10 protein-coding genes are annotated in these 11,786 nt (G+C 67.4%); 1 reads left to right on the forward strand and 9 read right to left on the reverse strand.

Translation table 11 applies throughout. From position 1 onward, the window contains the following. Positions 1 to 4 precede the first annotated feature (4 nt). The 8 genes from RLN94_RS17860 to RLN94_RS17895 form a co-directional block, all read right to left on the reverse strand. Positions 5 to 430: a universal stress protein gene (locus RLN94_RS17860; protein ID WP_350127439.1), complete on the reverse strand. Its 426-nt coding sequence runs from the start codon at positions 428 to 430 to the stop codon at positions 5 to 7. Between the two features lie 15 nt (positions 431 to 445). Then, the gene (locus RLN94_RS17865; protein WP_350127442.1) at positions 446 to 3,211 is read right to left on the reverse strand and encodes a TRAP transporter permease; all 2,766 of its coding nucleotides are present in this window, start codon (positions 3,209 to 3,211) and stop codon (positions 446 to 448) included. Positions 3,212 to 3,320: 109 nt separating this feature from the next. After that, the gene (locus tag RLN94_RS17870; protein WP_350169367.1) at positions 3,321 to 4,283 is read right to left on the reverse strand and encodes a TAXI family TRAP transporter solute-binding subunit; all 963 of its coding nucleotides are present in this window, start codon (positions 4,281 to 4,283) and stop codon (positions 3,321 to 3,323) included. A gap of 176 nt (positions 4,284 to 4,459) precedes the next feature. Then, positions 4,460 to 6,364 (reverse strand): sensor histidine kinase, encoded by a 1,905-nt coding sequence (locus RLN94_RS17875; protein ID WP_350127474.1) that lies wholly within the window; start codon positions 6,362 to 6,364, stop codon positions 4,460 to 4,462. A gap of 71 nt (positions 6,365 to 6,435) precedes the next feature. Beyond that, a complete protein-coding gene (locus RLN94_RS17880) occupies positions 6,436 to 6,915 on the reverse strand; it encodes a DUF6505 family protein (protein WP_350127448.1) in 480 nt (159 codons plus the stop codon). Beyond that, positions 6,912 to 7,625: a biotin/lipoate--protein ligase family protein gene (locus tag RLN94_RS17885; RefSeq protein ID WP_350127451.1), complete on the reverse strand. Its 714-nt coding sequence runs from the start codon at positions 7,623 to 7,625 to the stop codon at positions 6,912 to 6,914. Before RLN94_RS17885 ends, RLN94_RS17880 begins: the two co-directional genes overlap by 4 nt. Then, complete coding sequence (locus RLN94_RS17890) at positions 7,622 to 8,677, reverse strand: Mrp/NBP35 family ATP-binding protein (protein WP_350127454.1); 1,056 nt, start codon at positions 8,675 to 8,677, stop codon at positions 7,622 to 7,624. Before RLN94_RS17890 ends, RLN94_RS17885 begins: the two co-directional genes overlap by 4 nt. Positions 8,678 to 8,682: 5 nt before the next feature. Beyond that, the gene (locus tag RLN94_RS17895; RefSeq protein ID WP_300893249.1) at positions 8,683 to 8,874 is read right to left on the reverse strand and encodes a DUF6494 family protein; all 192 of its coding nucleotides are present in this window, start codon (positions 8,872 to 8,874) and stop codon (positions 8,683 to 8,685) included. 56 nt (positions 8,875 to 8,930) lie between these two features. Between RLN94_RS17895 and RLN94_RS17900 the strand changes: the two genes are divergently transcribed. Continuing rightward, complete coding sequence (locus tag RLN94_RS17900; protein ID WP_350127458.1) at positions 8,931 to 9,671, forward strand: hypothetical protein; 741 nt, start codon at positions 8,931 to 8,933, stop codon at positions 9,669 to 9,671. Here RLN94_RS17900 and RLN94_RS17905 read toward each other — a convergent pair. Further along, the gene (locus RLN94_RS17905; protein ID WP_350127461.1) at positions 9,665 to 11,608 is read right to left on the reverse strand and encodes a 4Fe-4S binding protein; all 1,944 of its coding nucleotides are present in this window, start codon (positions 11,606 to 11,608) and stop codon (positions 9,665 to 9,667) included. The genes RLN94_RS17900 and RLN94_RS17905 overlap by 7 nt on opposite strands. Between the last annotated feature and the right edge of the window lie 178 nt (positions 11,609 to 11,786).

Genomic DNA, 11,786 nt, shown 5'->3' on the forward strand with positions numbered 1-11,786 from the left:
CCCCTCAGCGCGCCACCAGCACCGGCCGCGTCGCGTGCCTGACCACCTTGCCCACATGCGAGCCCACGAGGAAGGTCCGCAACTCGCTCGGCGGGTTCGCGGCGATCACGATCACGTCCGCCGCCACGTCGTCGGCCGCCGACAGGATATGCGCCGGCACGTGCCCGTGCCCCACATGCGCCACCGCCTTCACGCCCCCGGGCACCTCCTTCTCGACAAAGGCATCCAGCTCGGCCTTCGCCCCCTGAAGCGCCTTCCGCTCGTAATCCTTCGGCAGGTACCCCGCCACCATGGCAGAGCCCACGTCATGCACGATCGCCAGAACGTGCAGCGTGCCCCCCTCGCCGCACATCTTCACGGCCAGCGGCAGGGCGGTCTCCCACGATTCAGGGTGGGTCAGGTCGATGGGCAGCAGGACGTTATCGAACATCTCTCACACCTCTCCTCAGGCCGGTTGCGCCTGCGGCACCGGCGTCCGCCGGCGCTGCAGGACCACCACCAGCGCCAGCAGCGCCAGCGCCGGAATGAACATCCAGTATTTCGACGGCTGCGGCGCCGGCGCCTTGACCGCGACGATCTCCTGATCCCAGTCGAGCCCCGCCTTCTGCGCCGCGCTGTCGAAGGTGACGTTGTCGATGATCACCTTGCCATCGTTCTCGATCCACTCGATCCCGGCGGCCAGCACCCTGTCCGCCCCGGTCTCGCCCGCCATCACCGGCACCAGCGCGGTAAAGGTCACCGGGTCGCCCACGGCGTTCATCCCGTCGACCGTCATCCGGATATCCTGCCCCACCTGCGCCTCGGCAAAGGCCTGCTCGATCTGCGCGGGCGGCACGTCCTCGAAGGGCGGCACCACCATGTCCATCCAGAAGCCCGGACGGAACAGGGTGAAGGCGATCAGCAACAGCGCAATCGTTTCATAGATCCGGTTCCGGGCCAGGAACCACCCCTGCGTCGCCGCCGCAAAAAGCAGCATGGCAATCGTCGACACGACGAAGACGAAGACCCCCTGCGCCCAGTTCACGTCGATCAGCAGCAGCTCGGTGTTGAAGATGAACAGGAACGGCAGCGCCGCGGTCCGCAGGCTGTAGAAGAACGCCACCACCCCGGTCCGGATCGGGTCGCCCCCCGACACCGCCGCCGCCGCGAAGGAGGCCAGCCCCACGGGCGGCGTCACGTCCGCCATGATCCCGAAATAGAACACGAACAGGTGCACCGCGATCAGCGGCACGATCAGCCCGTTCTGCTGGCCCAGCGTCACGATCACCGGCGCCAGCAGCGCCGACACCACGATATAGTTCGCCGTCGTCGGAAGCCCCATGCCAAGGATCAGCGACAGGATCGCCGTCAGCACCAGGATCGCCATGATGTTCCCGCCCGACAGCACCTCGACCACGTCCGCCAGCGCCGAGCCCACGCCCGTCTGGCTGACCGCGCCCACGATCACCCCCGCCGTCGCCGTGGCGATGCCGATGCCGATCATGTTGCGCGCGCCGGCTTCCAGCCCCTCGAGCAGTTCGCGGAAGCCGCGTGCCACCGCCCCGCCGAAATCGCCCTCGCCGCGGAACATCGCCTCGATCGGGCGCTGGGTGATCAGGATGAACACCATGAACGCCGCCGCCCAGAAGGCCGACAGCCCCGGCGACAGCCGGTCGATCATAAGCGACCAGACCAGCACCACCACCGGCAGCAGGAAATGCAGGCCCGACCGAATCGTCGGCCCCGGCACCGGCAGCTTGGTGACCGGCGCGTTCGGGTCCTCCATCTTCAACCGCGCCTCGCGGCACGAGATGTAAAGCAGCCCCACATAGACCGCCACCAGCAGCGCGAACACCACGTACCCCGCCGAGGCGCCGAAGGCCGGCCGGATCCAGCCCATCCCGTAATAGACCGCGAAGGAAAGCGCACAGATCGCCGCGATGGTGAACGCCAGCGAGATCAGCCAGGCCACCAGCGGCTTGGGCTCATAGGCCCGCGGCAAGCCCTGCATGTTGGCCTTCATCGCCTCGAGATGCACGATATAGACAAGCGCGATGTAGGAAATCACCGCCGGCAAAAAGGCGTGTTTGACCACGTCGAAATACGGGATGCCCACGTATTCCACCATCAGGAAGGCCGCGGCCCCCATCACCGGCGGCATGATCTGCCCGTTGACCGAACTGGCCACCTCGACCGCGCCCGCCTTTTCCGAATTGAACCCCACCCGCTTCATCAGCGGAATGGTGAACGTGCCGGTCGTCACCACGTTGGCAATCGACGAGCCCGAGATCAGCCCGGTCATCGCCGAGGACACCACCGCCGCCTTGGCCGGCCCGCCCCGCATGTGGCCCATCAGGCTGAACGCCACCTGGATGAAGTAATTCCCGGCCCCCGCCTTGTCGAGCAGCGAGCCGAACAGCACGAAGAGGAACACGAACGAGGTCGACACCCCCAGCGCGATCCCGAAAATCCCCTCCGTGGTGATCCACTGGTGGTTCACCACTTCCGACAGGTTGTTGCCCTTGTGGGCGATGATCGAGGGCATGTGCGGCCCGAGGAACGTGTAGATCAGGAAACACGACGCCACGATCATCAGCGCCGGGCCCAGCGCCCGCCGCGTCGCCTCCAGCAGCACCATGATCCCGATCACCGCGATCACGAAATCCTGCAGGATCGGCGCGCCGACCCGTTGGGCGATCCCCTGATAGGCGAAATAGATGTAAAGCGAGGCCACGGCCCCGGCGAGGGCCAGCCCCCATTCCCACGGCGGCACCCGGTTCTTGGGCGAGCCCAGCAGCACGGCGGCGATCACCGCCGCCCCGACCACCGGAATCCACCAGATCGGCGTGCCCTCCTTGGCGCCATAGATGAACAGGAAGGTCAGCAGCGCCGGCACGCCTACCGCCAGCCCAAGCTGGAACGGGCTGCGCGCCGCCGGATAGGCAAGGAACGCCAGGAACAGCGCAAAGGCCAGGTGGAACGACCGCGCCTCGGTATCGTTGAACACGCCCCAGCCCAGCATGAAGGGCAGCGGGCTCGCGATCCACAGCTGGAACAGCGACCAGACGATCGCCACCACCATGATCAGCCGCGTGATGAAGGGCCCGGCACTCCGCCCGCCCGTGTCCGAAGAGGCAACAAGCTCGTCCAGTTCCGACTGGCTCAGCCCGCCCTTCCCCGAAGCTGCCTGTTCGACGGCAGACGCCTCGAACTGCTTGTCGTCATCGGTCATCGCATGTCCCCCGTTGGTTGTCTCGCATCCCGGTCATGGCCGGCACGTCGCTTGTTATGGGCGGACCCGCCCGAAGGCGGGGCCGCAAGGGTGTGTCACGAACGCCGGATCACTCGATCCAGCCGCGCTCGCGATAGTATTTCTCCGCACCGGGGTGCAGCGGCGCCGACAGGCCGGCCGAGATCATGTCTTCCTCGGCGAGGTTCTCGAAGGCCGGGTGCAGCCCCTTGAAGCGGTCGAAATTCTCGAACACCGCCTGCACCACCGTGTAGACCACGTCTTCCGGCACGTCCGCCGAGGTCACGAAGGTCGCCTTCACGCCGAAGGTTTCCACATCCTCGTCGGTGCCGGCATACATGCCGCCCGGAATGGTCGCCTTGGCGTAATAGGGGTTCTCGTCGACCAGCGTGTCGATCGCCTCGCCGGTCACCGGCAGGATCTTCGCCTCGACGGTCGATGTCGCCTCCTGGATCGAGCCGTTGGGGTGGCCCACGGTGTAGACGATCGCGTCAACCTTGTTGTCGCCCAGCGCCGCCGACTGCTCCGCCGGCTTCAGCTCGGACGCCAGGACGAAATCGTCCATCGACTTGCCCATCGCGTTCAGCACCACTTCCATCGTCGCGCGCTGCCCCGAGCCGGGGTTGCCCACGTTGACGCGCTTGCCGAACAGGTCGTCGAAGCTCTCCGCCCCGGCATCGGCGCGGGCCACCACGGTGAACGGCTCGCCATGCACCGAGAAGACGGCGCGCAGCTTCTCGACCTGCTTGCCCTCGAACTCCGAGCTGCCGTTATAGGCGTGGTACAGCCAGTCCGACTGGGCCACGCCCATGTCCATGTCGCCCGCCGAGATGGCGTTGATATTGGCAATCGAGCCGCCGGTCGACGGCGCGGTGCATTTCAAGTTGTGCTCCGACGTGCCGCGGTTGACGAGACGGCAGATCGACTGGCCCACAACATAGTAGACGCCCGTCTGCCCGCCCGTGCCGATGGTGATGAACCGCTCCTGCGCCGTGGCGGCGGTGGCGGTCACTGCGAGAATCGCGGCCGTGGCCGATTTGATGAAGATATTCATGCTGTCTCCCTGGTTGCATGTCAGTTCGCCGCTCGGTCTTTCCTGGCGACTGCCTCAAGTTTACTGCCACGTTAGCAGCTTGTTGATAGCGTTCAACTTTTAATCACCTTGCGCGGCAAATCAACAATTTTGCGCACAACCGCGACGAGTCGGGCCATCCCCCGGCGCCTCTGCCGTCACCCCTCGCCGCCCTCCGCCGCGGGCAGCCAGACACAGAATTCCGCCCCTTTCTCGGGCAGGTTACGATAGGTGATCCGCCCCCCGGCCCGCTGGATCAGCGTCTGCGAGATCGACAGGCCAAGCCCCGTGCCCTCGGCCCGCTTGGTGGTGAAGAACGGGTCGAACATCTTGTCGATCAGCGTATCCGGCACCCCCGGCCCGGTATCCTGCACCGACAACAGCGACCCTTTCACCCCTTCGCGCCTCTCCTCGCGCAGCCGCAGCCGGATCGTGCCCGCTTCCTTCATCGCCTGCGCCGCGTTCACCAGCAGGTTCACCACAACCTGCTGCATCTCCCCGGCCTCGATCCTGACCCTCGGCGCCTCCGCAAGGTCGGTCTCCACCTCGATTTCCGCCTTCGACAGCACATGCTCCACCAGCACAAGGCAGTCATGCACCAGCGGCCGCAAATCCACCGCCTCCTCCGCCCCGGAAAACTCGTGCGGGCGGGCGAACTGCAACAGCTTGCCGACGATGGCATTGATCCGCGCCACCTGCCGGTCGATCAGGTCCAGCTCCACCGCCACGCTATCCGCCCGCTCGCCCAGGCTCTCGCGCATCACGTCAAGATTGCCCTGGATCACCGCCACCGGGTTGTTGATCTCATGCGCGACCCCGGCCGTGATCTCGCCGATCGAGGCCAGCTTCTCGCTCATCACCAGCTGCTGCCAGGTATCCTCCAGCTTGGCATTCGCATCCCGCAGCTCCGCCGTCCTTTCTTCCACCCGCTGCTCCAGCTCGTCCGCCCAGGCGCGCAGCTTCGCATCCCGGTCCTGCAACTGGTCCAGCAGATCGTCCAGATGCCCCGCCACCTGCCCGATCTCGTCATGCGACCCGGTCACCCCGTTCCGCGCGTTCAGGTCTCCCTCGCCCACCCGGCGCATCGTCTGGTTCATCTTCTCCAGCGGCGCGAAAATCCCCTTCGCCATCCACAAAAACAGCGGCACCGACAACAGCAGCACCCCGCTGAACGCCGCGAACATCACCAGCACCGCCTGCCGCTTCGCCGCCGTGAACGGCGCCTCTAGAAAGCCCACATACAGCATCCCCACCGCCTCGCCGAAACTGTCGCGCAGCGGCAGGTAGCCGGAAATGTACCAGTCATTCACCACGAAGGCCCTATTCAGCCACGTCTGCCCCTCGTCCAGCACCGCCTCGCGCACCACCGCCGACACCCTTGTGCCCAGCGCCCGCACATCCTCGAAAAGCCGCACGTTCGTGGACACCCGCACATCCTCAAGAAACAGCGTCGCCGTCCCCTGCCGCTCACCGCCCGTGACGGCGTTCAGGTACACCAGCGCGTTGATCGTATCGATGAATTGCAGGTTCCGGTTCAGAAGGATACCGCCCACCAGCACCCCCTCGAACCCGTCCCGGTCGATCGGGGCCGCCGAATGCACCACCATGCCCCGGCTCTCGACCACCCGGTCGGTCGGCACGGCGGCTCGCGTCGGGATCAGGTCGATCCGCGCCTGGTCCGCAAGGTCCGCGTCGAACGCCGCCAGTTCCTCCGACCGGAAGATGTCGATCTCCGTCGCCGGCCGCCCGCCCAGCGCCGTCTCCACCACCGGCCAGCGCTCGGCGGTCGGCCCCGCCTGCCCCTCCGGCAGGATATACAGGAAATCGAGCCCCAGCCGCGCCTGCGTCTCCTCAAGAAACCGCGCCTGCGCCGCGCCCTCCGCCGCCAGCACCTCGGCAAACCGCACCGATTCCGCCACGCCGGTCAGCTCCTCGCCGGTCGTCTCCATGATCCGGGCAAGGTACTGCTCGGCAATCCGCAGATCGGATTCCACGTTCGCGATCAACACCTTGTCGTAATCCGCCGTCCACCGGGTCATCCCCAGAAGCAGCAGCATCGGCATCAGCACCACCAGCGGCGCCAGCGCAAGGAAAAGCAGGCGTACCCGGATCGAGCGGAAGACGCCCAGCGCCTTCACTCGTCCAGCGATCCGTGAATCGCGAATTGCTCCAGCCCGGCATCCTGCGGCTCGATCACCCGGAACACCTCCCGCACCCCGGCCTCGGTCAGCTCTCTTGCCACCGTCAGCAGGGTGTTCGGCCCATGCTCGTCACACAGCTCCGCCATGTGCCTTATCTCCTCCCGCGCCACCGGAAGGGCCGCCTCGGCCGACGGCGCGCCATAATAGACCACGAAATGCTCCGCCAGCGCCCGTTCCAGCACGTCGAGCTCGGCCTCCTCCACCTGCGTCACCGCCACGAACGTGACCCGCCCGAAGGTCTCCAGCCCCAGCCAGCCATTGGCAAAGGCCTGCCGCGCCTTGCCCACAAGATCGCCCTCGCCCCAGTCGGAAAACTCGAAGCCCCCCGGCACGCACCATTCCCCGGTGCGCGCGGGCTTGGCGAACACGTTCATGTCGCTCTCGTCGAAATGGATCGCACGGGCCAGTTTCATGGGCTCTCCTCCAGGTTTCTCGTCAGCGGGATCAGCACCGTCTCCTCGCCCTGCCGCAGCAGCATGCCAAAGCTCTCGTCAAGGCCGAGGAACGTGCCGCTCACCCCGTCCACGATCACATCCTCGCCCATGCCATGCGCCAGCCTGCGCCATTCGCCATGCAGCGGCCCGGCGCCCGCGTCCTCCCACTTGGCAATCCAGTTCAGCGTATGCCGTGCCCAGGCCTCCACCAACTGCCCGGCATCCACATCGGCACAGCCTTCCACGTAAAGCGCCGTCTCCTCCGGCGTCAGCCCGGTGTCCTCGCCCGGCGGCAGAAGCGGCATCTCCCATCCCACCACCAGCCAGTCCGGCACCGCCTCCACGTCATCGCTCGACGCGAACGCCCGGAACCGGCCACAGCCCGCACCGTTCACCCTTACGCCGCCCGACCATTCCAGGTGCACCGCCACCTCCGGCGGCGCCAGCGCGCCCAGCGCGTTCTGAAACCCCACCTGGCACAGCGGCAACATCACCATCGCCTTGGCCAAGGGCACCTCCGGCGCAAACACCAGCGCCGCGCCCACCCGGTCCGCCGCCACCCGGTAGACCACCAGCCCGGCATCGACCCCCTGGATCGCCCGCAGCACCGCCGCCTCCGCCGGGTCGCCCGACACCGCCTCCCCCGCCATCGCGGGCGGAAAGACCAGCGTATCGAGCACGGCACTCATACCGCCCCCGCCTCCACCAGCGCCTTGGCCACGGCATGAAACGCCTGCGCCTGCGCGCTGTCGGGCTGGGTCACGACAATCGGCGCGCCCCCGTCCGAGGCCAGCCGGATCTGCAGGTCGAGCGGCACCTCCGCCAGCAACGGCACGCCGAGGCCGGATGCCTCCTTCGCCACGCCGCCATGGCCGAAGACGTGCTCCTCGTGCCCGCACTTGGAACAGATATGCGTCGACATGTTCTCGATCATGCCCAGGATCGGCACGTTCAACTGCTTGAACATGTCGATCCCCTTGCGCGCATCCAGCAGCGCCACGTCCTGCGGCGTCGACACGATCACCGCGCCGTCCACCACCGCCTTCTGCGCCAGCGTCATCTGCACGTCACCCGTGCCCGGCGGCAGATCGACGATCAGCACGTCGAGCGCCCCCCACTGCACCTGCATCATCATCTGCTGCAACGCACCCATCAGCATCGGGCCACGCCACACAACCGCCTGGTCCTCGTTGGTCATGAGCCCGATCGACATCAGCGTGACGCCGTGGTTCCTGAGCGGCAAAATCGTCTTCCCGTCAGGCGACGCAGGCCGCCCCGAAACCCCCATCATCCGCGGCTGCGACGGCCCGTAAACATCCGCATCCAGCAGACCAACCCGCTTGCCCTGCTGCGCCAGTGCACAGGCGATATTCGCCGACACCGTCGACTTGCCGACACCGCCCTTGCCCGAGGCAATGGCGATGATATGCGCCACGCCGGGGATCCGTTCCGGCCCGGTCTGCGCGGGCTTCGACGGCTTCAGCTCCGGCGGCGCCTTCTCCACATGGCCGGTCAGCGCAATCGACACCTCCGCCACGCCCGCGCCCTTCAGCGCGCCTTCGGCCTTCTGCCGCACGGCCTCCCACGCCTCGGCCTCCTTCGGCGGCACCTCCATGACAAAGCGCACGGCGCCGCCCTCGCCCACCGTCAGCGCGCGTACCACGCCCGCCGACACGATATCGCCGCCGCGCGGCGCCTCGACGCCCTTCAGAAGCTCCAGAACCTCGTCCCGTGTTGCCAAGCGGATTACTCCTGACCCTTGATTTCGCCCGTCACCTCGTGGTGCAGGTCCAGCTCCTCGATGGTCACGACCGCCTTGATCGCATAGGTCTTGCCGGCCGTGTCGGCCTCCCGCATCGCCTCCTCGATCGCCTGCTGCGAGGTCACGCCGACCTGCTTCAGGAACTTCCGCATCGACATGTTGAAATCGTCGCTCATCGTCTCTCTCCATTGAACGTTGACGCCCGCACGCCCCGCCCCGTAGGCTTGGGGCCATGCGATGGCTTCTGCTGATACTGGCTCTTTCGCTCGCGCCCTTCAAGGCAGCGGCGGAGGACGGGCCGGTCCGCCTCCATGCCCCGGCAGCCCTCGTCGACACCGGCCTCTTCGACTACATCCTGCCCCGCTTCACCCTCAAGCACCGGATCCGCGTGGCCCTCGTCGACACGCCTGCCGACGCGCATATCACCCTCGGCCCCGAGGGCCGCCCGCTCTTCACCGGCCCCTCGCAGACCTGGGCCATGGACATCCGCGACCCCGATCACCCGGGCACCGCCACCCTCGCCGACTGGCTGACGGACGAGATCGGCCGCAATACCATCCTCGCCTACGCCCCCGACGGCGACGCCCTCTTCACCGAGGCCGAAACCATCGAACCCGAAACCGCCACCGCCGACCTCTCCGGCGACCCGGCCCTCGGCCTGTGCATCTCGAAGGCCAAATGCACCCGCTGCCACGCCGTCGACGACAGCACCCGCATGGCCGGCATCGGCTCCACCCCGTCCTTCGCCGTGTTGCGCAGCCTGCCCGACTGGGAACAGCGCTTCGCCGCCTTCTACGTCCTCAACCCGCACCCCAGCTTCACCCAGATCGCCGAGGTCACGCCGCCCTTCGACGAGCTGAACCCAAGCCCCATCGTGCCCATGGAAATGACCCTCGACGAGGTCGACGCCGTGCTCGCCTACGTGGCCGCGATGGACGCGGCCGACCTCGGCGCCCCCCTGCAACATCAGTGATCCCGCCGCTTCGACAGGTAATCCTCCGTCGTGCGCACCCTGGGCCGCTCGCCCACGGCAAACGGGTTGTCCTCGGAATGGAACTGCGCGTTCACCCGGCAATCGTCGCACATCTGGATCATCCGCAGCTTGTCGCCGCCGAACATCGAATGCCCCTCCAGCTTCGCGGTGATCCGCTCCACCGTGCTCTTGACGCCGAACAGCGCCCCGCACTCGATACAGGCAAACGGCTCCTCCTCCTTCAGCACCCGCTGTCCCAGCGCCGCATCGGTCAGATCGAGCCGCGGCTCGTATGAAATCGCATCCTCCGGACAGACATTCGCACAGAGCCCACATTGCAGGCACGCATCCTCCTGGAACCGCAGCTCCGGCCGGTCCGGATTGTCCCCCAGCGCCCCCGAGGGGCAAAGCGACACGCAAGACAGGCACAGCGTACAACTGCCGTCATCCACCACCACGGCCCCGTAAGGCGCCCCCTCCGGCAGCGCCAGAACCTCCGTCTCGGGATGCAACGCCTTCGCCGCCTGCCGCGTGATCTGCCGCCGCGTGCCCATGGGCCGCACCGGCGTCGCCACCGTGCCGGGCACATCCTCGCCATACAGCTCATCCGCCATCACATCCGGGTCCGGCGTATCGATCACCGCAACCGCCTCCCCGCCAATCGCCCGTGCCAGCTCCACCTGCGCCCCGATCGCGTCCATATCCGCGCCCGCGTCAACCAACAGCCGAACCGACGCGAACCCGGCGGCCAGCGCCGCCACCATCTCCGCATGGCCGAACGCGCCCACCTTCGGCAGCTCCATCGGCACCACGTCCGCCGGCAACCCGCGCCCGTGCCGCGCGGCAAGCCGGATCATCTCCGCCCCATGCGCGTCATGCACCAACAACCGCGGCGCCTCGCCCCCCGCCTCCAAAAACGTCTTCGCCAGCACCTGCACCCGCCGCATCACCATGTCCACCGGCGGCGCGTCATAGGAAATCGCCCCCGACGGGCACACCGCCGAACACGCCCCGCACCCGGCGCACACCATCGGGTCCACCGTCACATGCTCGCCCGCGGGCAGGATCGCCCCGGTCGGACACAGATCCAGGCACCGCGTACACCCCGTCTGCTCGGCCCGCGAATGGGCACACAGAAGCGGCTCCATCTTCACATGCAGCACCTTCTCGAACGTGCCCACCATGTGCGACGCCGCCATCACCGCCGCCGAAACCGACGGCCCATGCCCCGGATCGGCCCTGAGATACCCCTCCCGCTTCTCATGCGCCGGGAAGAGCGGCAGGTCACCCCGCAGATCCAGCAGGATATTGCATTCCGACCGCCCGCCATCCTTCGGCGCGCTCAACCCGAACCCGCCGCGCCCGCCCGGCTCCACCATCCGCAGCGCGTCGATCACCACCTCGAACTGCCCCAGCGCCCCCCTGGCCTGCCGCAGCCGCCCGGTCACCACGTCATAACCCCGCGTATCCGGCACCTCCGCCCCCTCGGGCAGCAACACCGTCACCCCCAGATGCTCCTGCAACTGCTCCGCCGCCGGCAACGCCACCTCCGGCGCCCCCACGATCAGGCACAAGCCTTCCGAAATCACGTCCATCGTCTTCTCGCCCGCCGCCGGCAATTGCGCCTCGGCGATCAGGGCGGACATTTTGGGCACATTCGACGCGGGGTCATCGCTCCATCCGGCCCGGTCGCGCAGGTCCAGAACCGGGGGCGCCTCCACCCCCACCTCCTCGGCCAGCGCCTCGAAAACCCGTGCCTCCTGGGTGCAGCAGAAAATCGTCTCGCCCTGCGCCATCGCCTCCGCCGCGCGGTCAAGCTGCCGGGTGCAAAGCGCCGAACAGGGGGTCTTCACCTCCAGCCCCGTCACCCGCGAAAGCGCCTCGGAATCGATGCGCTGACTCCCCTCGCAATCACATGTTATCAATGACTTGGCCATGGTGTCCTCCCTGCGTTCACCGGCGCTTGCAGACGCCCTCCAAGCGTGCCCGCACCGGTTAGCTACACATGATTCGAGCGCGCTCACAACCGGTTTCGGACCGCGCGATTCGCCACACCCCGCCCGCCCGGCGAGGTGATTCGCACCCCGTCACGCCCCGAACCGCCCGATCCCGATT

Origin of the sequence: Roseovarius sp., assembly GCF_040223625.1 — a bacterium.
Lineage (GTDB): Bacteria > Pseudomonadota > Alphaproteobacteria > Rhodobacterales > Rhodobacteraceae > Roseovarius.

Coding starts and splice junctions, on each gene's coding strand:
- RLN94_RS17860 (WP_350127439.1), bottom strand. CDS start 430: ATGTTCGATAACGTCCTGCTGCCCATCGACCTGACCCACCCTGAATCG.
- RLN94_RS17865 (WP_350127442.1), bottom strand. CDS start 3,211: ATGACCGATGACGACAAGCAGTTCGAGGCGTCTGCCGTCGAACAGGCA.
- RLN94_RS17870 (WP_350169367.1), bottom strand. CDS start 4,283: ATGAATATCTTCATCAAATCGGCCACGGCCGCGATTCTCGCAGTGACC.
- RLN94_RS17875 (WP_350127474.1), bottom strand. CDS start 6,364: ATGCCGATGCTGCTGCTTCTGGGGATGACCCGGTGGACGGCGGATTAC.
- RLN94_RS17880 (WP_350127448.1), bottom strand. CDS start 6,915: ATGAAACTGGCCCGTGCGATCCATTTCGACGAGAGCGACATGAACGTG.
- RLN94_RS17885 (WP_350127451.1), bottom strand. CDS start 7,625: ATGAGTGCCGTGCTCGATACGCTGGTCTTTCCGCCCGCGATGGCGGGG.
- RLN94_RS17895 (WP_300893249.1), bottom strand. CDS start 8,874: ATGAGCGACGATTTCAACATGTCGATGCGGAAGTTCCTGAAGCAGGTC.
- RLN94_RS17900 (WP_350127458.1), top strand. CDS start 8,931: ATGCGATGGCTTCTGCTGATACTGGCTCTTTCGCTCGCGCCCTTCAAG.
- RLN94_RS17905 (WP_350127461.1), bottom strand. CDS start 11,608: ATGGCCAAGTCATTGATAACATGTGATTGCGAGGGGAGTCAGCGCATC.